Origin of the sequence: Comamonas odontotermitis (assembly GCF_020080045.1) — a bacterium.
Taxonomy (GTDB): Bacteria; Pseudomonadota; Gammaproteobacteria; order Burkholderiales; family Burkholderiaceae_C; genus Comamonas; species Comamonas odontotermitis.
Map to the genome: position 1 here is coordinate 2,685,112 of NZ_CP083451.1, position 24,889 is coordinate 2,710,000.

General features: G+C 59.2%; 19 protein-coding genes, 2 rRNA genes and 1 pseudogene (1 of these 22 cut by a window edge). 19 read left to right on the forward strand and 3 right to left on the reverse strand.

Annotated elements, in window-relative coordinates:
• The first annotated feature begins 81 nt into the window (after positions 1-81).
• From LAD35_RS12485 to LAD35_RS12575, 19 genes and pseudogenes are all read left to right on the forward strand, one after another.
• Positions 82-1,947, forward strand: coding sequence for a peptidase domain-containing ABC transporter (locus LAD35_RS12485; protein ID WP_224149387.1), 1,866 nt, complete (start codon positions 82-84; stop codon positions 1,945-1,947).
• Positions 1,944-3,422 (forward strand): HlyD family type I secretion periplasmic adaptor subunit, encoded by a 1,479-nt coding sequence (locus tag LAD35_RS12490; RefSeq protein WP_224149388.1) that lies wholly within the window; start codon positions 1,944-1,946, stop codon positions 3,420-3,422. Before LAD35_RS12485 ends, LAD35_RS12490 begins: the two co-directional genes overlap by 4 nt.
• A 2-nt stretch (positions 3,423-3,424) precedes the next feature.
• Complete coding sequence (locus LAD35_RS12495) at positions 3,425-5,134, forward strand: TolC family protein (protein WP_224149389.1); 1,710 nt, start codon at positions 3,425-3,427, stop codon at positions 5,132-5,134.
• A gap of 87 nt (positions 5,135-5,221) precedes the next feature.
• Positions 5,222-5,431, forward strand: coding sequence for a Flp family type IVb pilin (locus tag LAD35_RS12500; protein WP_224149390.1), 210 nt, complete (start codon positions 5,222-5,224; stop codon positions 5,429-5,431).
• On the forward strand, positions 5,428-5,994 hold the full coding sequence (locus LAD35_RS12505; protein WP_224149391.1) for an A24 family peptidase: 567 nt from the start codon (positions 5,428-5,430) through the stop codon (positions 5,992-5,994). Before LAD35_RS12500 ends, LAD35_RS12505 begins: the two co-directional genes overlap by 4 nt.
• Positions 5,995-6,168: 174 nt before the next feature.
• Positions 6,169-7,179 carry a Flp pilus assembly protein CpaB gene (gene cpaB / locus LAD35_RS12510; RefSeq protein ID WP_224149392.1) on the forward strand — a complete coding sequence of 337 codons (1,011 nt, stop codon included), beginning with the start codon at positions 6,169-6,171 and terminating at the stop codon, positions 7,177-7,179.
• Between the two features lie 119 nt (positions 7,180-7,298).
• Entirely contained in the window at positions 7,299-8,771 is a 1,473-nt protein-coding gene (locus tag LAD35_RS12515; RefSeq protein WP_224149393.1) for a type II and III secretion system protein family protein, read from the forward strand.
• Between the two features lie 4 nt (positions 8,772-8,775).
• Positions 8,776-10,260 (forward strand): AAA family ATPase, encoded by a 1,485-nt coding sequence (locus LAD35_RS12520; RefSeq protein WP_224149394.1) that lies wholly within the window; start codon positions 8,776-8,778, stop codon positions 10,258-10,260.
• Between the two features lie 7 nt (positions 10,261-10,267).
• Positions 10,268-11,587: a CpaF family protein gene (locus tag LAD35_RS12525; RefSeq protein WP_224149395.1), complete on the forward strand. Its 1,320-nt coding sequence runs from the start codon at positions 10,268-10,270 to the stop codon at positions 11,585-11,587.
• Positions 11,584-12,552 carry a type II secretion system F family protein gene (locus LAD35_RS12530; RefSeq protein ID WP_224149396.1) on the forward strand — a complete coding sequence of 323 codons (969 nt, stop codon included), beginning with the start codon at positions 11,584-11,586 and terminating at the stop codon, positions 12,550-12,552. The genes LAD35_RS12525 and LAD35_RS12530 overlap by 4 nt, the downstream gene beginning before the upstream one ends.
• An 88-nt stretch (positions 12,553-12,640) precedes the next feature.
• Positions 12,641-13,630 carry a type II secretion system F family protein gene (locus LAD35_RS12535; protein WP_224149397.1) on the forward strand — a complete coding sequence of 330 codons (990 nt, stop codon included), beginning with the start codon at positions 12,641-12,643 and terminating at the stop codon, positions 13,628-13,630.
• Between the two features lie 54 nt (positions 13,631-13,684).
• Positions 13,685-14,503 carry a tetratricopeptide repeat protein gene (locus LAD35_RS12540; RefSeq protein WP_224149398.1) on the forward strand — a complete coding sequence of 273 codons (819 nt, stop codon included), beginning with the start codon at positions 13,685-13,687 and terminating at the stop codon, positions 14,501-14,503.
• Between the two features lie 12 nt (positions 14,504-14,515).
• Positions 14,516-14,929: a DUF3613 domain-containing protein gene (locus LAD35_RS12545; RefSeq protein ID WP_224149399.1), complete on the forward strand. Its 414-nt coding sequence runs from the start codon at positions 14,516-14,518 to the stop codon at positions 14,927-14,929.
• A gap of 42 nt (positions 14,930-14,971) precedes the next feature.
• Positions 14,972-15,496, forward strand: a complete 525-nt coding sequence (locus tag LAD35_RS12550; RefSeq protein WP_224149400.1) for a TadE/TadG family type IV pilus assembly protein — start codon at positions 14,972-14,974, stop codon at positions 15,494-15,496.
• A gap of 1 nt (position 15,497) precedes the next feature.
• Complete coding sequence (locus tag LAD35_RS12555) at positions 15,498-16,010, forward strand: TadE/TadG family type IV pilus assembly protein (RefSeq protein WP_224149401.1); 513 nt, start codon at positions 15,498-15,500, stop codon at positions 16,008-16,010.
• A pseudogene (locus tag LAD35_RS22420) lies at positions 16,007-16,447 on the forward strand (pilus assembly protein TadG-related protein); the annotation flags it as partial. The gene LAD35_RS12555 and the pseudogene LAD35_RS22420, both read left to right, overlap by 4 nt.
• Positions 16,448-16,453: 6 nt before the next feature.
• A complete protein-coding gene (locus LAD35_RS12565; RefSeq protein ID WP_224152865.1) occupies positions 16,454-18,166 on the forward strand; it encodes a hypothetical protein in 1,713 nt (570 codons plus the stop codon).
• A gap of 50 nt (positions 18,167-18,216) precedes the next feature.
• On the forward strand, positions 18,217-19,635 hold the full coding sequence (locus LAD35_RS12570) for a sigma 54-interacting transcriptional regulator (RefSeq protein ID WP_224149402.1): 1,419 nt from the start codon (positions 18,217-18,219) through the stop codon (positions 19,633-19,635).
• A 66-nt stretch (positions 19,636-19,701) separates the two neighbouring features.
• Complete coding sequence (locus tag LAD35_RS12575; RefSeq protein WP_224149403.1) at positions 19,702-20,949, forward strand: glycosyltransferase; 1,248 nt, start codon at positions 19,702-19,704, stop codon at positions 20,947-20,949.
• A 24-nt stretch (positions 20,950-20,973) separates the two neighbouring features.
• Here the strand turns inward: LAD35_RS12575 and LAD35_RS12580 are convergent, their stop codons facing one another.
• From LAD35_RS12580 to LAD35_RS12590, 3 genes are all read right to left on the reverse strand, one after another.
• Complete coding sequence (locus tag LAD35_RS12580; protein ID WP_224149404.1) at positions 20,974-21,714, reverse strand: 16S rRNA pseudouridine(516) synthase; 741 nt, start codon at positions 21,712-21,714, stop codon at positions 20,974-20,976.
• An 89-nt stretch (positions 21,715-21,803) separates the two neighbouring features.
• Positions 21,804-21,916 (reverse strand): 5S ribosomal RNA (rrf, locus tag LAD35_RS12585).
• A gap of 148 nt (positions 21,917-22,064) precedes the next feature.
• A 23S ribosomal RNA gene (locus LAD35_RS12590) occupies positions 22,065-24,889 on the reverse strand (it continues 52 nt past the right edge of the window).

Genomic DNA, 24,889 nt, shown 5'->3' on the forward strand with positions numbered 1-24,889 from the left:
TACTCAATGTCTGCACAATACTTTGGAAACGGTTCCTGATCATTGGTTTCTCGTTGTTATCAACCCGACAGTTTTCCAGCCATGATTGAATTCCTGCTTCCTTACAAACTGGTCTCTGCAGCATCTGCTGCAGCGCCAGCGGGTGTGGCAGGGCCGTTTTCCAGGGCCATTGCCAACAGCTTTGAACGCTCTTCCAGCCACCTGCGTCAGGCAGCCTGGCTGTCGCTGCCCATCAGCCTGCTGGGCTTGCTGCCTTCAATCTTTTTGTTACAGGTGTACAACCGCGTCATCTCGCGCGGTGGCAACGCCACCTTGATCGCCATGGTGGCAGGTGTGCTGTGCTTCTTGATTCTGGAGTTGTGGTTGCGGCGCAAACGCGCTCGTGCCTTGCGCGAAGCAGGCGCCACGATTGACCGCGACCTTTCTCAATCCTTGATGCAATCCATGCTGCGCCACCCCATGCTGGCACTGGAGCAGCGCTCATCCAGCCAGTGGCTGCAGCTGTTCCGCGATATTAGCGCCTTGCGAACATGTGTGGCTGGCGGCGTCGCCTCCTCCATGCTCGACCTGCCGATGGCGCTGGTGGCCTTGATTGTGGTGGGCATCATTGCCTGGCCCGTGCTGCCGGTCATTGTGGTGGCCATGCTGATCCTGGGCGTGCTTGCCTGGTGGTGGGCCGATGAAGTGCGCAGCGGCAAGGTTGAAGAAGTGGAACAAGCCCGCCAGCTGGACCGCAGCACCGCCGAAATCTGCAACGCACGCGCCTCGCTCAAGGTACTCGGATATGACGCAGCTGCGCTGCAGGCCTGGCAGGTCGGCTACGACCGCTGGTTGGCCGAAAGCTTTCGCAAGAACGGCGAGATGGAAAACGCCAAGGAATTCACCCATGTGCTGCTTACCCTGTTCTCGGTGGCGGTCATCACCATGGGAGCCATTGCCATCAATGCGCAATGGATGACGATTGGCAGCTTGATGGCAGTCAATCTGCTGTCGAGCAAGGCACTGGGCCCCATCGCCCAATTGGCCAGCAACTGGCGCTCCCTCGCCCGTGCCAACGAATCCGCTGCACGCGTACAGGCCGTGCTGCAGGAGCCCCTGGAGAACCCATCCCAGAACATCGAATTGCCTCGCCCACGCGGTCAGTTCAGGCTCGACCAGGTCAGCTTTCAGTATCCTTCGGGCCACCAGGCGCTGAACAAGGTCTCGCTCAGCATGGGCCCTGGCGGCATCCATGCCATTGTGGGACGCAATGGTGCCGGCAAATCCACACTGGCCAAGCTGATGGCCGGGCTGTATCAGCCCACCGCCGGAGCCATCTCCATTGACGAATACGACATGGCGCAGTTCTCACGCGCCGACCTGGGCCGCTGGGTGGGATGCCTTGCCCAACAGAACTACTGGTTCAGCGGCCCGATCGTCGATGGCTTGCGCATGGTCAGCCCCGACGCAGACGACGCCAAGATCATCCGTGCCTGCCAGCTCTCGGGCGCGCACGGCTTCATCAGCCGACTGCCGCACGGCTATCAGACCGAACTGGGCGAAGGTGGCGCGGGCCTCTCTGCCGGTGAGTTGCGCAAGCTGGCCGTGGCACAGCTTTTCCTGCGCAATCCTTCGGTACTGATCCTGGACGAGCCCAGCAACGATCTGGATTTCGAAAGCGAGACTGCATTGCTGCAGGCATTGCGCCAGATCGCAGCCAAGCACACGGTTGTGGTCGTGACGCACTCGCTGCGCGTGGCCTCGCAGGCCCAACAGATCTACCATGTTCAAGGGAATGGCCAGGTCGAACACGGTACTCCGGAGCGCATGTTGCCCAAGCTGTTTGGGGTAGTAGCCCGTACCAGCGGACCCGAGCAGCACCAGCCACAGGCGGCACCAGCAGCCAATCAACCAACCGTGAGCAACGATGATGAGCGGGGCGCGATCGCACAGGAGGCCACACCATGACCCGTTCTGGCCGCCACCACGATTTGCCCGAAGTGCTGCAAAATGCCGCACCTGCCGCACCTGCCGCACCTGCCGCACCTGCCGCACCTGCTGCAACGCACGACCGCCATACGCATGCAGCAGCCCCCGATGCCGCCAACGACCACGCCCCACCAAAGCTGGCGCCGTCAATTGGCTCCCCCCTCGTCTCGCCATCTGTACCCACCCGCCCGCCACTGTTGCAGCGCCTGGCAGGTAGCCGCAAGGTGATTGCCTCTGCCGTGGGTGTGCTGGTACTGATGGGACTGTTCTACCCGGTTGAGAACGTCGTGGTCGCCAGCGGTCAGGTCATCCCGTCTGATCGCGTTCAAGCCGTTCAGCATCTGGAAGGCGGCATCGTCACCGCCGTTCATGTCAAGGAAGGCCAGACTGTTGTCCAAGGTCAGCCGCTGCTCGATATCGACCTGGGTGGTGCCAGCCTCAATCTGGAGCAACTCACCGCCCGTCGATCCACTGCACAGGCCATCAAGACCCGGCTGACAGCAGAAAGCCAGGGCCGCCGCCTCATAGCCGCAGACTTTTCCGCCGATCTGGAATCGCGCATCGTGCAAGCGGAACTGGGTGCATTTGCCGCACGCGGACTGGAATACCAGGGCAGCATGGCTGCTGCTCAGGCCATGCTGCAGCAGGCGCAAGGCGATGTAGCGCAGATCCAGGCACGCATCACGGGCCTGCAGACCGGCCTGAAGCTGTATGAACAGGAAGCCAGCATTGCCAACCAGCTTGCAGCCGAGCAACTGATTGGCCAATTGGAAGTGATCGACAAGCAGCGCGCGCTCGAACAGGCCCGCACCGACCTGGCCGCAGCCAGGCAGAATCTGGTCAGCACACGCGCCAAGGTAGAACAAGGCCAGGCCAAGCTGGTGGAAACACAGGGCGCCTTCCGTCGCAGGGCATCCGAAGAGCTGGCGCAGACCGAGCGTGAACTGCACAGCCTGTCCGAAGACCTGTCGCGGGCCCAGAACCAGCGCACCCGCACGGTAGTGCTCGCCCCTATCGATGGCGTCGTCAAGGGCCTGCGCAGCTCGGGCACCGGCTGGGTTGTCAAACCCGGTGAGCCTATTCTTGAAATCGTGCCGGACAAGGACGAAGTCATTGTGGAGGCGCGCCTCAACCCCGCAGACCGTGGCTATGTGCACGTCGGCCAGTCCACCAAGGCCAAGGTCACTGCCTACGACTACCTGCGCTATGGCTTTGTGCCTGGCAAGGTCACACTGGTGTCGGCCGATGCCGACCAGGACCCCAAGCAGCCGGACACCGCCGCGTATTTCCGCATCCAGGCCAGCCTGCAGCAGCCCTGGGTGGGGCGTGCCGACAACCGCATCACCACAGGCATGCAAGCCGAGCTGGATCTGCTGCTGGGTCGCGAGCCATTCATCTGGTATCTGCTGCGCCCCGTTCTGCACATCCAGAGCGAAGCCTTCCGGGAGCCATGACCATGACAGGTACATTGCTCCATTTCCAAAAATCCTGGCGCCGCCAGTGGTGGACAGCTGCCTGTGCTTTCGGCCTGGCTGCGGCCTCTGCGGTATCTGCCCAGACCGACGGTGTTGCAACAGCGGTAACTGCCACTGCGGTAGAAAGCACGGAGCTTGCAGCGGAGGCTTCTGCGCCACCGGTCGACGCCATACAGGGTAGCCGTGAGCTTGAACTGCTGCTTGCGCCGCAACTCAGCCCCCGGTCATTGGCAGGTGAAGCTGCGCAAAAGCAACTCTTGACCGCGCTCTACGCCATGCTGAGCGAGTACCCGGATGTGCGCAAGGCGCGCTCTGCGGTCGATGCAGCAGGCAACGACGTGAGCACCGCCAAGAATGCCCGGTGGCCGTCTCTCAAAATTGGTACTTCGTCGGGCAATGCCTCGCTCGCGCAAAGTCAGAAACGCGAATCCTACACCGCAGTCAACGCCGAAGTGCGCCTGAGCCTGCTCGATGGCGGCGCCATCGATGCGGGCATCCGGTCTGCAGAGTCCACCGAGGCTGCGCAAGGCAGCGCACTCTACAGCACCCGGCAGAATGTGCTTCTGGAAGGACTCACGGCGCTCTTGGAGCTGCACCGCTTTGACACCAAGGCTCGCATCGCAGCCGAGTCGGCAGACATTATCGGCCAGCTCGCCCGCGTGGAAGAGCGCCGCGCCGAATTGGGTGCGGTCGGCCGCAATGACCTGCGCCAGGCCGCATCACGCCGAGCCAGTGCCCTGGCCCAGCAGCATGCCTTGCAATCTCAGCGCATGGATGCACAGGCCCGCTTTGTGCGCTACTTCAACTACACGCCCAGCGTCACGGCATTGCCCCAGTTGCAGATCCCCAGCAATTGGATGCCTGTGGACGAAGCCGCTGCCCTGCAGGCATCAGAGCTGCAAAGCTCCGAACTGAAGGAAATCGCGCATGTAATCGAGCGCGCGCAGGCAGAGGTGGATCGCAGCAAGGCGCAGCGCTGGCCCACCTTGTCTGCTGTGGTGGCCCACACGCGCGACCCCAAGAGCGTGCTCTACAACGACGGCACCCGCTATGGGCTGGAGCTGAACTGGAACTTCGGCAACGGCTTCGAGCTGCGCGACCGCATTCTCAAGGCCTTGAACGAATTACAGGCCCAGCAGGCACAGCAGGAAGCCGTGCGCCGCCAGGTGCATGAAGCGGCCGCCGCCGCCTGGGGCCGCTGGCAGGCCGGGCGTGACCGCGAAATGCAACTCTCCGATGCCGTGCGCGAAGCGCGCGGCGCCTTTGAAGGCTATCGGCGCCTCTTGCAGGTCGGCCGCGGCAGCCTGTCCCAGGTGCTCGACGCCCAGCTCGACATGCAGCGCCTGATGCTGGACGAAGCCGATGCCATTTACGACCAGCGCATCAACGCATTGCGCCTGGTACGCACCACGGGCCAGCTCTTGCCGACGGAGTTGCCTCCGCACTGGCTCGACCAGCTGTTTGCACAGGGTGCCCGCCCTCTACCTCCATCCAGTTCGGGCACACCAGCTGTGCCCCCAGTACCCGGCAGCGTTGAACCCGGTACGGCACCCACCAATCCATCTCCCCCTGTTTCCACGATTTCCGTAGCAACCGCACAGCGCTTGCCGTTGCAGCTCGCACCCCGGCTCAACCCCGTGATGCTGGCTGCGCCCCTCTATCAGGACATGCGCTATGCCGTGCGCTGGTAGCCACGCCTTTTCCAATACAGCGGCCGGTGTTCGCCCATCGCCAGCCACTGTTTTCCTCCATGGGCCTTGTGAAAACTGGAGACCACTATGACGAACTTCATCAAGAACTTCTGGATGGACGAAGAAGGCGCTACTGCGATTGAGTATGGGCTGATTGCAGGATTGATTGCCGTAGCGATTATTGCGGCTGCTACCGCAGTTGGTGGCAACCTGAACAATCTCTTCTGCTCCGTCGTTACCGCGCTCAGTGGTATTCCTGGCGTCACTGCCGCTGCGGCAACTTGCACTCCCGTATGACCACCACCGGGCTCCTTTCCAGCATCCTGCTGCTATGGCTGATCGCCATAGCAGCCATGGATCTGCGCAGCCGCAAGGTACGCAACTGGATGGTACTGCTGGGCCTAGCGACAGGCGCAGTGGCACTGTTCAGCGGCGTTCAACCGTTCTGGGTAGAACCCTGGGGTGGCCTGATTGGCTCGGTCGCGGCATTTGCCGTACTGCTGCCGTTCTATGCGCTGCGCTGGATGGGGGCCGGAGATGTCAAATTCGCCGCTGTGATAGGCCTGTGGTTTGGTCTTTCGCCATACCTGCTGGTCATCTGGCTTGGCGGCAGCCTGCTCGCCGGCCTGCACGGCATGGCGGTGCTGGCATGGCGTCGCCTACAGACCAGCGGCTACGGCAACTGGCTGCAGGCCCATCTGCCTGCACCACTGGCCGCCAGCATGGTGCCTGCAACCACAGTCCCCATCACAGCTGCAGACGGAAAGCACGCCATTCAGCGCAGCATTCCCTATGCGGGCTATATGGCGATTGCCGCCATCTGGGTGGTGCTGCGCACCGGCCCCAGCCTGGCGAACTGAGGACTTCGCAATGCCCACTGCTCTCCCACACCCTCCTCCCAACCCAGGCACCCCGGGTGCTTGGCCCTGGAATCTGCGAGGCGCGCAGCCAGCGCCGCAGTTCCCAAAGCCAAGCATCTGCTGCACCACAGCAATGCAGAGCCCACCACAAGCAAATCATCAGGAGCACACACGATGAACCTCACCAAGATACTTGCTGGCTTGCTGCTGGTGCTTGCCATTGGCCTGGGGGTGGCTGCCTGGATGCTGGGCCGCCAGCCAGCCCGCCCGGTACAGACACCCAACGCATCAACCGTGCAGGCACCGGCGGCGCCATCTGCAACCTACGACGTAGTCGTGGCGGCCAAGGCAGTGCCTGCGGGCCAACGCCTGACCGCAGATGATGTGAAACTGGCCCAACTGCCTGCCGCTGTCGCCAACAGCTTTGCCAGCACGGCACCCGTGGTAGGCCGCACCACGGTCGTGGCACTGCCTGCCGATGCCCCCCTGTTCGAACAGCACCTGCTCAGCGGCCTGGCCCTGCAGATCGAAGCCGGCCAGCGCGCCGTATCGATTGCCGTCAAAGAACCCATGGCTGCAGGCAACCATGTACGCCCCGGTGATTTTGTCGACGTGTTCTTTACCCTTGACGGCAAGAACGACCAGGCAGACGTGGACACCCAGACCCGCCTGCTGATGGCCCGCAGCCGCGTGTTGGCGTATGGCGCCGCCAGCGTGGAAAACCCACCGCCCACCGCCGCACAACGCCAGGCCCAGCAAGACAGTGACAGCAGCACCCGCCGCAGCAACACAAACGCAGCACCGCCTGCCCCCGCAAATACCGCCGTGCTGGCAGTACCGCTGGAAGATGTCGAGCGCCTGACCCTGGCCGAGAAATACGGCCACCTCACCCTCGCCCTGCGCCACCCGGATGACACCACGGTGCCCAACCCAGCCTTGTTCGCCACATTGCCTACGGTACTGCAGCCGGTGGCCGGTAAATTGAAAAAGGACGAGACCCTGCAAGCTGCAGACCGATCCTTTGCGGGCCTGCGCTTCAAGGATCTGGCAGTTGGAGCGCCAGCCAGAAACGAGCGCCGCGCCTCGCAGCCCGCTACCACCAGAACGGCGTCCACCTCAGCAGTTCCTCGCACCCAGGCGGTCGAGGTGTACCAGGGCGCTGCGGTACAGACAGTGAACTATTGATTGAAAAGGAATATGCCGTGAACGCCCATCACGCCCATGCATGAAACGCAAACAGCTATTCATTGAAGAGTGATCGAGAACAACAAAGCCTGCATTGCTCCAGGCAGGAGGCCAGCAATATGACCCCTACTACGCACCCGCACGCCGCTAAGCTCCACCTGATCACCAGTTTGATCGGAGTGGGCCTGGGCACATTCGCACAACCCGCAGCGGCACAAACGCCCGCTGTTGAAGCCATGCGAGCCGATCCAGGCAGACCTGACACGCAGGGCGATCGTGGCACGCCGCTGGAATTGACTGTGGGCAAGCAACATCTGCTGCCCCATGGTGCAGCGGTGGCGCGTATTGCCGTCGGTGATCCCAATGTGCTGGACGTCAAGGTGCTGCGCGATCTGAACAGCGCCTCGCCCGGTGCAAAAGGCACTCCCGAACTCTTGCTCACGCCCAAGGCACCGGGCCAGACCACACTCGTCGTCTGGCCTGCCAAGGGCGAAGCGCAGCACTGGCTGGTGCGCGTGAACAACCCGCGACTGTTATTGGAGAGGCGCCTATCCAGCCTTCCCGAGCATGCCCAGGCAGTCGCCGTTGCCAGCGCTGGCGCCCCCAAGGGAGCGTTCCTTGAGGACCGCTCGCAGATTGAGGTGACCAGCAACACCGTACAAGTCGATGTACAGGTGGTGGAATTCAAGAAGAACGCGCTGCGCCGTGCCGGTGTGAACCTGCAAAGCGGCGGGCCCAACAACCACGGGTTCCAGTTTGGTGTGTTCACGCCGGGCAGTGGCAGCGGCGGTAGCAGCAATGGCGGCAGCAATGGCAGTGGAGGCAGCACAGGTGGATCGGGATCCGATTCCGGCACAGGCACAGGCTCGGGGTCAGGCGGAACATCAGCCATTGCCAGTGCGATGAATCTGGTGCTGGGTTTTGGCAAGGCGTTCAGCGGCGCCGGAATTACTGCGCAACTGGGTTTTCTCGAAGGCAATGGCCTGGCCCGCGTATTGGCCAAACCAACGCTGGTGGCACATACAGGCCAGAGCGCAAGTTTTCTGGCGGGTGGTGAAATCCCGATCCCGGTACCCAGCAGCGCCAGCAACAACATCTCCATTCAGTACAAGGAATTTGGCGTCAAGCTGCAACTGACGCCCACCATCCTGTCAGATGAACGCATTGCACTCAAGGTTGCGCCCGAAGCCAGCGATCTGGACTACTCCAATGGAGTCACGATCAGTGGCATCACGGTGCCTGCACTGCGCACACGCCGTGCAGACACGATGGTCGAACTGGCAGACGGCGAGAGCTTTGTCATTGGCGGACTCGTCAGCCGCAACACCATGTCCAGCGTCAGCAAGGTGCCGCTGCTGGGCGATCTGCCGATTCTGGGCGCATTCTTCAAGAACCTGAACTACACGCAGGATGAAACGGAACTGGTGATCATCGTCACCCCGCGGCTCGTTCAACCCCTGCCGGCCAATACCAATCTGGAGGCGATGCTGCCAGGCGTCAGCTCCGAACAACGCAATGCCCGCAACGTGTGGGCCCCCTACATGCTGGGCACGCCGCCGGGCAGCGCCGCATTGCCGGGCTTTTCGTACTGATGCCATGAACAGCGAATCCCTTGCCCCCACTCCGGTTGCGGCACCCGCCGCAACACCGTCACTGGCCGACTTGTTGTCAGTGCGGCCACCTGCGCAGCAGGACACAGGTGCGGATGTCGTATCCATGCCATTTCTGCGCAGCAACCCGGAGCATTTCTCCTCAATAGGCACAACATCCCCTGGCGGATCGGTGGACACACGCCAGGACGGCAGCCTGACAGCACCTGCGCCGCCCGCGGGAACATCACAACGCGTGCCATTGGTACTGGTGCATGGCAATGGCAGCGATGGTGCGTTGGTACAGACGTGGATGCACCGCGTGCTCAACGGCAGCGAGCTGTATGGAATGCGTTTCCAGGACAACCTCTTTGACGCCGTGCACCGCCAGCAACCCCAGGCGATACTGATCCAGTTCATTCCCGGCGCCATGGAACCGGCCGTGGCTATGGCATCGCAGCTGCAGACAGTCTTTCCACATATTCCGCGCGTTGCCGTGGGACGCGCCAATGATTCGCAATGCATGCTGGCGGCGCTGCGGTGCGGCGTGCAGGATTTTCTTGATATGGATGGCCCGCTGGATACCGCCCAGCAGACCATTGCGCACCTGCTCAGCCAGCCGCCGGTGATGGAGCCCAACCGCCATCAGGCGCCGGTGACGGCCCTGCTGTCGGCGCGCGCTGGCCTGGGCTGCAGCCTGGCAGCCAGCCATCTGGCCTGGTACCTCCAGCAGCATCTGGCAGCCCACATGCCGCACACGGGCCTTGCCAGCGACGACGCAGAGAGCCTGGCCTGTCTACTGATCGAAATGGGGTCTCCAGGCGGCGACTGTGCCATTTATCTGAACACCCCGGGTGAGTTCAGCTTTGGCGATGCAGTCAGCCAGCATCGGCGCATGGACAGGCGTATGGCACAAAGCGCGCTGGCTCGCCACGACAGCGGCCTGCGCCTGTTGACGCAGCCTCGCCCGATACATGCGGTAGCGGCAGCCGACGTGGATGCCCTGTTGTCACGCCTGGGCCAGTATTTTGAACATATCGTGCTCGACCTCGGCGCTGTGGCATCGCCCCAGCTTGCGATGGAAATACTGCCCAAGGCCAGTGACATCTGGCTGTTGTGCGACCAGAGCGTAGCCAGCATGGTGTGGACGACCGAACTGCTCAAGCAACTCGAAAATCACCAGATCGACCGCGATCGCCTGCAACTGATCGTGAGCAGGCATGACCCGCGCCTGGAGATGAGCGCGCAGCAGATGTCAAAGCAACTGCAATTGCCATTGCTGGGAGTCATTCCAGAGCGGCGCCGTGAGCTGGCCCAGGTCGTCAATCTGGGCGCCCTGCTGCCGCTGCAGCCCAGACGTGAGCCTTATGTACAAGCCCTTGATGGTTTGCTGCGCCGGTTGCTGGCTGCAAACCATCCAGCAACGGCTCCGCACGCATCCGCCCCATCCAGCCCCTGGGCTGCGTGGTTGCAACGTTTGAAGAAACACTGAGCAGCCCATGACACCCACTGCATTCCCTTCTACAGCAGCACCCGCGGCCGTCAGCGAGTTTGAGGGCAGCGCCCTGTTTGCCGATCTGAAGAACAGTGCCTATGAACATCTGCTCAGCCGGATCGAGGAACTGGGCGCTGAATTTGGCCGTTGGTCGCCAGCTGCGATTGCGCAGTTTGTCTCTCTGGAACTCGACAGCTACATACGCCTGCACGCCGTGCCTGTGAACGAGGTCGAAGCGCAACTGGTTGCCCACGCGCTGACCCGCGAGCTGACCGGCCTTGGCCCCTTGCAGCCGCTGCTGGAGGACCCGCGCGTGGAAGACATCCTGATCAATGGATCGGAGGTGATCTACGTATCGCGCGGCGGCATTCTGCAACGGGAGCCTTCGCACTTCAAGGACGATGAGCATGTACTGCGCATCGTGCGGCGCATTCTGGCGCCTTTGGGGCGCCGTCTGGACGAGTCCAGCCCCATGGTGGACGCACGCCTGCCCGAGGGCGGCCGTATCAATGTCATCATTGCACCCCTGGCCATCGACGGACCGTCGGTGTCCATTCGCAAGTTCCGCAAGGACCCTCTCACCCCCAAGGAGCTGGTGCGTCTGGGCACCTTCAACGAAGACATCTGTCGCATCCTGGAGATGGCAGTACAGGCGCGCTGCAATATTCTGGTGAGTGGCGGCACCAGCTCCGGCAAGACATCGCTGCTCAACGCGCTGGCGCATTTCATCCCGAGCAGCGAACGGATCGTGACCATCGAGGACACGGCCGAGCTCTCTTTGAACCACACCCATGTGGTCCGGCTGGAAAGCCGCCCGGGCAGCTTTGACGGCAGCGGCCATGTCAGCATCCGCGATCTGCTCATCAACAGCCTGCGCATGCGCCCGGACCGCATCATCGTGGGTGAAGTGCGCAGTGGTGAAGTGCTGGAATTGCTGCAAGCCATGAATACAGGGCATGACGGCTCCATGGGAACGATCCATGCCAGCTCGCCCCGCGAATGCCTGTACCGCGCAGAAATGCTGGCCGGATTCGCCGGATTTCAGGGCAGCGAGGTGAGCCTGCGCCGGCAGATCGCCAACGCCGTGGATTTCATCGTGCAGATCGGTCGCCTGTCCAACGGCAGGCGACGCCTGCTGTCATTGACCGAAGTAACGGGCATGACAGACAACGTCATCTCCATGCAGGAGCTGTACCGCTATGAGCCGCAGATGGGTGCCGATGGCCAGGAAATCGACAACTGGACATCCATGGGCATCTCTCCCCATTCGCCCAAGCTGCTGACCTGGTGGCGCTCACAGCAGCACACAGGGAGCGCGCGATGACATCCCTGGCCCCTGCCATCCTGGTGCTGGCTGCTCTGGCCTGCATTCTGCTGGCCCTGGCCTTGTGGCTGTTTGCACGCGCACGCAGTGGTGAAAATCGCAAGGCCCTGCACGAAAATCTGCAGCGCAACCTGGATATTCAGCGAGAGATGCAGGTGACTCCGCTGGCAATGCCCCTGCCCGGCAATGCGCCCGGCATGACAGCGAGCGCCAGACCCAAGGAATCTTCTGTCAGGCAGAAACTGGAAGACTTTCTGGGCTATGAGGCCTGGGGGATTGCACCACGCACCCTCATGCTGATGGCCTGCATCGGAGTCGCCCTCTCGGTGCTGACGGCATTGCATGGCGGTTTGGCCATGGGCACCTTGGTCCTGGTGGTACTGGTGCTGCTTGCCTGCTTTGGCATCGCCATGCGCCTAAGCCGCCGGCGCGCCAAGATGCTGTCACAGTTGCCCGCCTTTCTGGACAATGTGGTGCGGCTCATCTCCATCGGCAACTCTCCGCATGCCGCTTTCCAGTTTGGCTGCAACAACGTACCCGAGCCATTGGGTGGTGCGCTGCAGCATGTCAGTGCCTCACTCAACATTTCGCCAGATCTCGGGCAGGCCATGACCCAGCTGGAACGCACCTGGGGCCTGCCGGAGTTTGGTCTGCTTGCCGCAGTCTTTCGCATGAGCACTCGCTATGGCGGCCGCGCCGATGTGGTGCTGGAGCGCGTGTCGGCCTACATCCGCGACCGCCAATCCGCCGAGCGGGAACTGCGCGCCATGTCCACCGAGGTGCGGCTATCAGCCTGGATTCTGGCCCTGCTGCCCATCGTGGTGGGCACCATGATCATCGTGCTCAACGAAGGCTACTTCATGCGCATGTGGAACGATCCTACCGGGAGCAAGCTGATATTTGTCGCCGGCGGTCTGCAAGTGTGTGGTTCTTTCCTACTGTACAGGCTGGCACGTCTGAAGTGATGACCATCATGCCCCAAGCCCATCATCATTTCTGTTGCTCTGCTGTCATTGCATCTGCGATGTGTACCGGTTCGGCCAAGGAGCTCCCATGAACTCGCAACAGCTTTGGATCATGAGTCTGGCCCTCGCCTCGCTTGCCGTCGGCCTGATGGCGGCAGGACTGTTGTGGCGAATGCGGCGTTCGTCGCAAGCCCAGGCCCAGGTTGAACGGATTTTGCAGACGCGCCAGGCAGGCACAGCTGGCACACTGCCGTTCCCCATGCCCGGATTGGGCGCGGCACCGGCCTCGGCCAACAGCCGACAAGACAACGAGACCGCCTCCGTCGCTGACAGCATTCGCCCTCCCGCCTGGCTGGAGACAGGCATTGCCAAAGCCCTGTTGGCGGAAGAGGACCGAAAGCTGCTTGACCAGGCAGGCTTTGATCTGGCGCGTGGCGGCTTTTTCTACGTGGCAAGCCGGGCGATTCTCTCCATCTGTTTGCCTGCGCTGGTTTTGCTGATCTTGCAGCCTGCCGGCCTCAGGGCCCTGATATATGGATTTGTTGCATTTGCGCTCGGGTTGATGCTGCCCAAATGGATCATGCGCTCCAAAGCAGCCAAACGCCGGGAGCAAGTGGTGGAAGAGCTGCCCTTGTTCGTGGATCTTCTGAGGCTGCTGCAAGGCGTGGGCCTCAGCATCGACCAGAGCCTGCAGATTCTCGCGTCCGAATTCGGCAGCGTGCTGCGCGTCATCAGCGTCGAGCTGACGCTGGCAAACCGCCTGCACAGCTCTGGCAGGACGCGCGAGCAATCGTTACAGCGACTGTCTTACCTTGGAGCCGATGACGATATGAGTGCCGTGGTCAATTTGCTGGTGCAAGTGGATCGCCATGGCGGCGCAGTACAGGAGCCCCTCAAGGAGTTCAGCGTTCGACTGCGTGAAAAACGCCAGGCCAGCTTCAAGGAAAAGATTGGAACCATCACCGTCAAGATGACGGGAGTGATGGTACTCACCCTGCTGCCGGCCCTGCTCGTGATCACCGCAGGCCCTGGTTTTACGGCAGTCATCCGCTCACTTTCAGCCATGGGAGGCCGATAAATGCCATACAACTGCCAACCATCCCCAGCCCGCTCACGGCATCGTTACATTGTGATGGCCTGTGGCCTTCTGCTGCTGGCCGGCTGTGCCTCCAAACCGCCCCAAGGCTATGGCGTGTCGGAAGCGGGTACCGCCGCACAAGCACAACAGCAGATGGACAAAGCCGAGCAATCGACCCAGGTCGATTCGCAGCAGACCTATCTGAACCTGATCACGCAGATGCAACAGGCCAACCAGTGGTACGCATCTCTGGCGCATACCGATGCCTTTGAGCGCCAGTATGGCGCCAAGCCACAGTTGCGTTTGCTCAAGGCAGACGCCTTGCGCAACACTGGCCAGCTACCGCAGGCCCAGGGCACTTACCAAAGTTTGCTCACCCACAACGATGCCACCGTGGTTGCCCGAGCACGCCGCGGCCTGGGCCTGCTGTTTGCAAGCCAGGGGCAGCTTCCGGAGGCCATCACCCAACTTGAGCAGGCCCGCGTTCTGAACCCGATTGATGCCGACGTGCTGAGCGATCTGGCCTACGCACAAATGCTGGCAGGGCAGCTGGAGCAGGCACAGCTCCCCATCTTGCAAGCTGCGCAGCTGGCTCCCGCCAATGCCCGTGTTCAGTTGAACCTTGCCTTGTACTGGCTGGCCACCGGTGCGCATGACCAGGCGGCGCAATTACTGCAGCGGCTGCAGCAGCCGCAGGCCAAGAATGTCCCTCCCCTCATCAATGCAACGTCCATACAGACCCTGCAGCAGCAGTTGGCGAACGTGCAACAGGCAATGGCCAGGCCTTCGCCTGCTGCGTCGCAACAACAAGGTCTGGCCGCGCCCCTCGCTTCCCAGGCAACGGCAAGCGCGACCATAGAAAAACAACCATAAGGAATACAAGCCATGCCCGCTCAATATCGCCCCTCACAACGCCGTCTTCTCTCCAACGTCTGCCTGTCGGCTGCCACTGCAATGTGGCTGTCGCTCACAACAATCGGCGTACAGGCCCAGACCGGCACACTGCCCCCGTCCTCTCCCTCCCTGGAGTCAATCGAACTGACGGAGCAGGCAGCAAGCGCACGCAATACTTCCAGAACGCGCGAATCCTCCGTCGCCCTCTCTTCTGGCTACCAATACCGCAGCGATGTGGGCTATGCCACAGATAGCTTGCTGGACATGCAGCGCAATGCCCTTGGAGAGCGGGCCCGCAATATTGATGCGGAACAGGCACGCCGCAGCTACGAGCGCTACCTCAAGAGCTTTGAGACCGAAATTCCCGAGCAGTTCGATACCGGGCTGGGTGTCAAGAAGCGCTGAGGCCTCCAAGGCGTGCAGCCCCATTGCGCAGAAGAAGACGCTATGCAGCAACCCACACAGACTTCCGGCTGGCCTGACTGCCGTACCACCGTACACCGCCAAAGCGGTGTATATGCGCTGGAGTGGGCGATCATCTTTCCGGTCTTCTTCATGCTGCTGTATGCCATCATCAGCTATGGACTGGCATTTCTGGTGCGCGAGTCCATGCAGTTCGCCGCCGAGGATGGCGCCCGAGCTGCCCTGCGCTACCAGTCCACCCTGTCCACACGCCTGGCCACTGCCCAAGGCGTGGTCGTCGAAAGGCTCGGCTGGCTACCAAGTACCCTTATCCCCCCCGCAAACAGCATCAACGTCCGTGTCTGCAGAGTTGGCAATCTCGACTACTGCCCCCAGGATCTGACCTGCGGTGTTGCAGTGACCGAGCGTTGCATGGTTCGCCTCGACTTCTCGATTCCCTACGGAACCTCGCCATTGGCCCCGGGCTTGCGCATGTTCGGCATGGACGTTCTCAATCCGTCAACCCTGTCGGCCAGTGCCAGCATCCTCGTCGATCATGGAGGGATGTGACATGGCCCGCTTCACACCTCGACCATTGCGTTCACCGTTGCACCAGGCAGGAGTGGCTGCGATCGAGTTTGCCCTCATTGCCATGCTGATGCTGCTGATGCTGCTGGGCTCTCTGGTGTACTGGCGTGTACTCCAGGCGCAGCAATCGGTCTCCAGGGCTACCGGTGACGGCGCTCGCATGGTACAGAACCTGATCTATGGCTCCTTGACTGCCTACGACATTACCCATGAAGCGCAAACGCATGCGATCCAGGCTGCAGCCGCCGATGTGATCAAGCGCAGCCTGCAAAACAGTGGCATTCCGGGCAATCCTCAACAAGCAACCTCCGTTACCTTGAGTGTCAACACAACGGAAGCACGCCTCAACGTCTCTTACCAGCTACCGCCCATGTTTGGCAGCACAGGCGAACAGCCCCAACCAATCAGGCTGGGCGGATGGGCCGTGGTGGAGCCTGCGCGCCTCCAAGCCTCCTCCCTGGTCTCTTTCCAGCTGGATAGCAGGAGTACGCCATGACCGGCCATCAAAGAAAATCCCTGTCCCGCACCTCCAGAGGCCAGGGCGGCAGCATTCTCGTTCAGTTCGCGCTGATCCTGGGCGTCCTCATTGCCATTCTTGGCATCGTGGACGTGGGCTACATGTACTATGCAAAACGAGACCTGCAGCGCATCGCCGACTTGGCAGCCCTTGAAGCCGTACGCGGCCTGGACTATGGCGTGGGCGGAGCGGCAAATTGCCAGCAAAAGGGCCGCAGCAGCATTCAGGACAACTGGCCTGCGGCGCTCGCCCCTGATGAAACCAATACAAGTATCACCTGCGGCAACTGGGCCCCCCAAAAGCATGCGGCACCTCTCCATTTTGGTGCCAACGGGCCACTCAATGCCGCACATGCATTCGTGCAAGGAACTTCCCCAATCTTGCTGCCTGGCCCCTGGAACCGCACCATCAGTGCAGAGGCAGTGGCCAAGTTCAATGAACCATTGGTCAACTTTTCGGTGGGCACAACGCTTCTCAATGTGGGTTGCAACCAGCAGCTGGCGCCGTTGGTACAGCTACTGAAAATCGTTGGTGTCGGAAACCCGTGCGTCTCCGCGGGAGGTTATGAAGGCCTGGTGGGGGCAAAAATTTCTGCCAGCGGCCTGCTCAAGGCCCTTGGCCTGCCGCTGGACACCAATCTGTCCGTGGTCGATCTCAACGACCTGCTCGCCGCGAAAAAAATTGCGCTGGGCGAACTGCTCAATACTGCACTGACCCTGGGAGGCCATACCGAGTTGCTGGCCCTGAATGCCGAAATACTGCGCCTGCTGGGCTTGCAGATGGGCATTGATGCCCTGAACCTCGAGATCCCACTGGGAAGTGGCCCAAATGGGCCGGGCATTTTTGCGGGAATTCATGCGCCTGACGGCACCACAGCATCCGCTCTGGATGTGCAATTGGACGTTCTGGATGTCGTCACGGCCGCTATCGGCGTGGGCACCTCGGGCCGAGGGGTTTCCATCCCAGGCCTTGGCATACAAATACCCGGCATCCTGCCGAATCTGCTGCAGGTCAAAGCCGGTGTCATCGAACCCCCGTCTATCGGTCTAGGCGGGGTGGGTGCAACCGCCTACAACGCCCAGGTTCGGCTGTATGCAGATGTAGACACCAGCGGTGGAGTGTTGGGCGGTCTTTTGCAGCTTCTGGGTACAAGAATCAAGCTGCCCATATTCATCGACGTGACGCGCGCCAAAGCCACCGTGCAGGACATCAGTTGCAAAGTTCCGGGCAAGGACAGTACCGCAAGAATTCGGGTGGATGCGTCCATCGCCAATGCCTGTATCGGCAAAGTCGCCGGAAACCCATTTTCCACACGCACACCGATCTGCGAAACCATCCAGAACGAAGACCTGGTCAGCGTTCTAGGGCTCATCAAGATCAACAATCACGTCAATGTTGATGCCCTCCAGAACACCTACACATCGCCAGATATGAAGGCTGGCGATTCATGGCGCACGAATGGCAACACCCTGAACCTGGGAACGACATTGTCCAACCTGGTCGGTGAGCTGCTGCGGCTGGTAGGCAATTTGCTGGGCTCCCCCAATGAATCACAGTGGACACCCGCAGAAAATCTGCAAGCGGCCCAGACCATGGCGGACTACTACCTGGGCACGGGCCCTAACGCCTTGTCCGCCCTGCCCAAGGTGAACCTGGGAATCCATATTCCTGCGATTCCTGGTGCCTATGACACCGGTGCACTGGTCAATCGCCTCAGTGCAGACATCGACCGTTCGGGACAGGGATGCCTTCTTGGTATTCCTTTCCTCTGCTGGCAAACCAATGAATGGAAAACCTGGGGTGACAGCGTTGGACGCGTCGATGGCGGATTGCTGATCCCCAAATACATCGGCGGAGGCTCTTGCCTCACCAGCGCTGGCAACTCTTCCAGTGCTTTCAATCAATGTCTGAGAGACAAGCTGAGCGAGGAGCTCCTGAAGAAGCCCAGCAACAAACCCAAAAACTTCCTCCAGGTACTGCTTGCTCCTCTGCTGGATGTTCTCAAGGCAATTCTCGATCCTTTGGGGAACTTACTGGCAGGTCCTGTCCTGCGCGATCTGTTGGGAATCGAGTTGGGCCTCAATGATGTCAACGTGAAATCCGTGGGTTGCGGCAATGCGCAACTTGTCTACTGAGTAAAGAATCCTCTGGATACAAGCATGATAGAAATAGGAGAACCGAAATAGTGAATTCAAGCGATTTGGTCATCTACGTCTGGGAAGGCCAAGCCGATATTGCCGAACGCGTGGAACGCTGCATGCTCAATATGGATGTGCAGGTGGTTCGCGCCGACGGCTTGTCCACGTTCTCCAGCGTGCACGACGGCGGCAATGCAATAGCAGTCGTGAGCGTGTCGGTGCTCGAGGGTGCGCGCTTCACGCGCCAAGGCGTAGAAGGCAGCTATGGCGGCATGCCTGTGCTATGGGTCAGCTCCAGCCTGCGCGATACAAGCGCCGGCAGCTACGCCACCGAGTACTCGCATGTGCTTCCATTTGACTTCACCGGTGCAGAACTGCGCGCCATGCTGATGCGCATTCTGCGCCGCCTGCAAAGCACGCAGCGGCAAGTCCAGCGTTCGGATGACATCATCGCCGTTGCGGACTGCATGCAACGCCTGCTGCATGATGCCGACACCTTTGCCGACTGTGAGCACAGCGTGCTGATCTTTGGCGAAACCGGTACAGGCAAGGAACGCATTGCCGAGCGGTTGCATGAACGCAATGCACACTACGGCCAGGGACCATTCATTGTCGTCAACTGCGGGGCGATTCCTGACGGCCTGTTCGAGTCACTTTTCTTTGGCCACGCAAAAGGCTCGTTCACCGGCGCTGTAACCGCACACAAAGGCTTCTTTGAACAGGCCAATGGCGGCACCTTGTTTCTCGATGAAATTGCCGATCTACCGCTTTACCAGCAAGTCAAATTGCTGCGGGTGCTGGAAGAGCGCACGGTCACCCGTCTGGGCTCCGCATCACCAGTCCGGCTTGACTTCCGTCTGGTAGCGGCCACCAACAAGTCTTTGCGCAATCTGGTGCATGAAGGAAAGTTCAGGGCCGATCTGTTCTTTCGTCTGGCCGTGATCGAACTGCAAATCCCCAGTCTCGAAGAGCGTGGAGAGGCTGACAAGCTGGCTATTTTTCACTCCATATTGCGCAATGTGGTGGGTAAGGAACGAATGGAACAGCTGGGTGAGCCACCATTTTTCATCATGGACATGATTGCCCAGATGTACTTTCCCGGTAACGTACGCGAACTGCGCAATCTGACAGAGCGCATTGGCGTCGCCGCAAGGCAGACCCAGAACTGGCTGGCCAATGGTGCAACCGAGCGAATCCTGCGGCAGGCCCAGAGCCTGGCCGCAACCACCTTTCCGGCCGAGATCGAAGAGGCCGAGCCACTGATCGCGGATCGCAGCAACTGGGACCAGGAAGAGCGCAACCGTGTTATTGCAGCCTTGAATGCCAATGACTGGAAACGGCTCCAGACCGCCCAGCAGCTGGGTATCAGCCGCAAGGTGCTTTGGGAAAAAATGCGCAAATACCAGATCAGCGACGGCGAACCCGAAGTGCCGGTATCCGCGCCGGCACCACTTGGCCACTTCTAACTATCCGGCTCATGGCGCGCGCTCGTCGGTGCGCCTGCAGCCTACAAGAAAGCATACCTCCCTCGCATGCCTAGCCAACCTTTGATCGTCTTTGTGGGCGCTGTCTACCCAAGCCAATATAGCCTGCTGTGCAGTTACCTGCGCAGCCAGAAAATGGCTGACGCATGGTTCATGACAACGCCAGGCCACAAAGCCAAGCATGAAGCACAATGTGATCATCTATTGTCCTTCCAACCCGATGGCAAGATTGTTGGACCACAAAGCTACTACTACTCCAGCAAAGTGGAGCGTTCAGCCCGCATTTGCCGCGGTGTTCTTGCAGCGCTGAAGGATTTTGAAAAAAAGCAGGGACGCAAAATCGATCTGGTCGTTGCCCACTCATTGTGGGGCGCTCCCAATTGGCTCTACGGTGAAATCGACGCCGCGGTCATCAGCTATATCGAATTTCCAAGCTATCTGGCGCATGGTTGGGATGCCGCCTATCCCCCCGATGCAGCCCAACGCCAGAGTGATCGCAATACGGAAATGCTACATTTTCACCAAGTGCTGTGCAGTGATCTAACCATTGTTCCAAGTGCACATGCGCGCTCCATGTTTCCCGCTCTGTTGCAGGACCGCATTGCAGTGCAATTTGAAGGCTTTGATATTGAAGCCCCACCGCATGCGAGCACGGCGCCATCTTCCAACAAGCAGGTATTCACCATTGCCTTCTCGGCGCGCGATCTGTCCAGCGCCAAAGGACTGGAAACCTATGTAAGGCTGGTGGATCGGATGGTTCGCGAAGGGAACGTAAGCAATACGCGCTTTCTGGCCATTGGCGATCCAACGGCTGCCACCTACGGGTATGAACAGCAATGGGTGGAGCGCAAATACCAGGGAAAGGTAACGAGCTTCCGGGACCACTTGTTGAAAGTCTATCCGGCAGCCGAGGTGATCGAGTTCCCCGGGCGCCTGCCCTATGCTGAGTTTGCACAGATGCTCAGCAGTGTTGATCTGTTCCTGTATCCATTGCGGTATGGTGTAGCCAACTGGGGACTGATGGAAATCCTGGCGCGTGGCGGTTGCGTGATTGGTTCCAACTGGGGCTTCATTCCCGAGTTGATACAGAACGATGTCAACGGCCTCCTCCTGCCAGACAACGACGACAGTTGGATCACTGCCATACAACAGTTACGAGCAGATCCTGCAAGGCGCGCGCGTTACGCCCAAGCCGCCATAGAAACCGGCAAACGCTACCACATCTCTGCAGTGGCTCCTCGCTATCTCTCCTTGTTCGAGCGAGCCATGGCGCAGAAGCGAGCCCCCTTGCTCTGAGCTAAAAGCATGCCTTATGGCTCTTTATGGCTTCAGCAAGGCCAACTCTTGCGCTGTCAACCAGCGCCATTGGCCTGGCTGCAGGTCTTCCGGCAAATGCAAACCGCCAATCTGGGAACGATGCAATCCTTCCACACGATTTCCAACCGCAGCCAGCATGCGTTTGACCTGGTGGTACTTCCCCTCCGTCAAGGTCAGGCTCAAGGCATTGTCTCCCATGCTGACACAAGCCGCCGCCTTGACTGGCTTGGGATCATCATCCAGTACTACCCCTTCCAGCAATCTATCAATCTGCTGCTGTGTTACCGCATGCTTGGCAACTACCTGGTACACCTTGGGCACGTGCTTCTTCGGAGAACTCATGCGATGAATGAACTGACCATCATCACTCAGAAGCAGCATGCCCGTCGTGTCTTGATCGAGACGCCCCACCGCCTGCACACCTTGAATGGCATTCTTATTGGGGCGATTACGCAGCGGCGCTGGCAACAAGGTATAGATACTTGGATAGGACGATGGCTTTTGCGAGCATTCCGTTCCAACAGGCTTGTTCAGCAGAACGTAGCCTAACGCGTGGTACTCCCACTCAACGCCTTGAACCTTGAAGCGCAGGCCCTCCGGCTCTACTTCTGCAGTCGAATCCGTCACCTGCAACCACTCTCCGGTATCGCGACTCCATAACTGCACCCAACCTTGCTGTACCAGACCCGAACACACACGGCGAATTCCAAAGCCTTGCGAGTACAACATATCTTGCAACTGCATATCAAACCCTTTTGAACCATGCATCGAGCATAGCAAGCAATAAAAGCAAAACCCCCGCAGTCGAAGACTGAGGGGGTTTGGGAATAAAAGCCTGACGATGACCTACTTTCACACGGGAATCCGCACTATCATCGGCGCGAAGTCGTTTCACTGTCCTGTTCGGGATGGGAAGGAGTGGTACCAACTTGCTATGGTCATCAGGCATAACTTTTTGCTTTGCTGCCAGGTTTGTTAGGCAGCGCAGCGAATTCATAGAGTCTTATCAGCTAAATTTGATTGCGCTTTGGGCATAACTGCAGTTGCAGTGTCTTTGCATGCATCCCATCTAAGGGAGGGATCATCAAAGTTATAGGGTCAAGCCGCACGAGCAATTAGTATTGGTTAGCTTAACGCATTGCTGCGCTTCCACACCCAACCTATCAACGTCCTGGTCTAGAACGACTCTTTAGGGGGTCAAGCCCCCGGCAGATCTCATCTTGAGACGAGTTTCCCGCTTAGATGCTTTCAGCGGTTATCTCTTCCACACTTAGCTACTCGGCAATGCCACTGGCGTGACAACCGATACACCAGAGGTGTGTCCACTCCGGTCCTCTCGTACTAGGAGCAGGCTCTCTCAAATCTGCAGCGCCCACGGAAGATAGGGACCAAACTGTCTCACGACGTTTTAAACCCAGCTCACGTACCTCTTTAAATGGCGAACAGCCATACCCTTGGGACCGACTACAGCCCCAGGATGAGATGAGCCGACATCGAGGTGCCAAACACCGCCGTCGATATGAACTCTTGGGCGGTATCAGCCTGTTATCCCCAGAGTACCTTTTATCCGTTGAGCGATGGCCCTTCCATACAGAACCACCGGATCACTATGTCCTGCTTTCGCATCTGCTCGACTTGTCAGTCTCGCAGTTAAGCACGCTTATGCCATTGCACTATCGTCACGATGTCCGACCGTAACTAGCGTACCTTCGAACTCCTCCGTTACGCTTTGGGAGGAGACCGCCCCAGTCAAACTGCCTACCATGCACTGTCCCCGATCCAGATCATGGACCAAGGTTAGAACCTCAAACACACCAGGGTGGTATTTCAACGTCGGCTCCAGGTGAACTAGCATCCACCCTTCAAAGCCTCCCACCTATCCTACACAGATCTGTTCAAAGTCCAATACAAAGCTACAGTAAAGGTTCATGGGGTCTTTCCGTCTTTCCGCGGGGAGATTGCATCATCACAAACATTTCAACTTCGCTGAGTCTCAGGAGGAGACAGTGTGGCCATCGTTACGCCATTCGTGCAGGTCGGAACTTACCCGACAAGGAATTTCGCTACCTTAGGACCGTTATAGTTACGGCCGCCGTTTACTGGGACTTCAATCAAGAGCTTGCACCCCATCATTTAATCTTCCAGCACCGGGCAGGCGTCACACCCTATACGTCCACTTTCGTGTTTGCAGAGTGCTGTGTTTTTATTAAACAGTCGCAGCCACCTATTCTTTGCAACCGCTTTGGGCTCCATTTGTTCAACTTCACCTACTTGCGGCACACCTTCTCCCGAAGTTACGGTGTCAATTTGCCGAGTTCCTTCTCCTGAGTTCTCTCAAGCGCCTTAGAATACTCATCTCGCGCACCAGTGTCGGTTTGCGGTACGGTCGTGTGTAGCTGAAGCTTAGTGGCTTTTCCTGGAAGCTGGGTATCACTCACTTCGTCTGCAAGCAGACCCGTTATCACCCCTCATCTTAGCCCGGCGGATTTGCCTACCGAGCACGACTACAGGCTTGAACCAACATATCCAACAGTTGGCTGAGCTAACCTTCTTCGTCCCCACATCGCACTACACATCGGTACAGGAATATTGACCTGTTTCCCATCAGTTACGCATCTCTGCCTCACCTTAGGGGCCGACTCACTCTACGCCGATGAACGTTGCGTAGAAAACCTTGCGCTTACGGCGAGCGGGCTTTTCACCCGCTTTAACGCTACTCATGTCAGCATTCGCACTTCTGATACCTCCAGCATCCGTTACCAGACACCTTCTCAGGCTTACAGAACGCTCTCCTACCACGTGCAATAAATTGCACATCCGCAGCTTCGGTAACTGGCTTAGCCCCGTTACATCTTCCGCGCAGGACGACTCGATCAGTGAGCTATTACGCTTTCTTTAAATGATGGCTGCTTCTAAGCCAACATCCTGACTGTTTTAGCCTTCCCACTTCGTTTCCCACTTAGCCCGTTTTAGGGACCTTAGCTGGCGGTCTGGGTTGTTTCCCTCTTGAGTCCGGACGTTAGCACCCGGTGCTCTGTCTCCCAAGCTGTACTCTGCGGTATTCGGAGTTTGCATAGGTTTGGTAAGTCGCCATGACCCCCTAGCCTAAACAGTGCTCTACCCCCGCAGGTAATACTTGAGGCACTACCTAAATAGTTTTCGGAGAGAACCAGCTATTTCCAAGTTTGTTTAGCCTTTCACCCCTATCCACAGCTCATCCCCTAGTTTTGCAACACTAGTGGGTTCGGACCTCCAGTACCTGTTACGGCACCTTCATCCTGGCCATGGATAGATCACTTGGTTTCGGGTCTACACCCAGCGACTTGTCGCCCTATTCGGACTCGATTTCTCTACGCCTTCCCTATTCGGTTAAGCTTGCCACTGAATGTAAGTCGCTGACCCATTATACAAAAGGTACGCCGTCACCCCTAAGGGCTCCGACTTTTTGTAAGCATGCGGTTTCAGGATCTATTTCACTCCCCTCCCGGGGTTCTTTTCGCCTTTCCCTCACGGTACTTGTTCACTATCGGTCGATGATGAGTATTTAGCCTTGGAGGATGGTCCCCCCATGTTCAGACAGGGTTTCTCGTGCCCCGCCCTACTTGTCTGCAGCCTAGTACCACCAATGCGTTTTCACATACGGGGCTATCACCCACTATGGCCGGACTTTCCATTCCGTTTTGTTAACACACTGACTATCACTGCAAGGCTTCTCCGAATTCGCTCGCCACTACTATCGGAATCTCGGTTGATGTCTTTTCCTCTGGGTACTTAGATGTTTCAGTTCTCCAGGTTCGCTTCACTGAGCTATGTATTCACTCAGTGATACCTATTGCTAGGTGGGTTCCCCCATTCAGATACCTCCGGATCAATGCTTATTTGCCAGCTCCCCGAAGCTTTTCGCAGGCTATCACGTCTT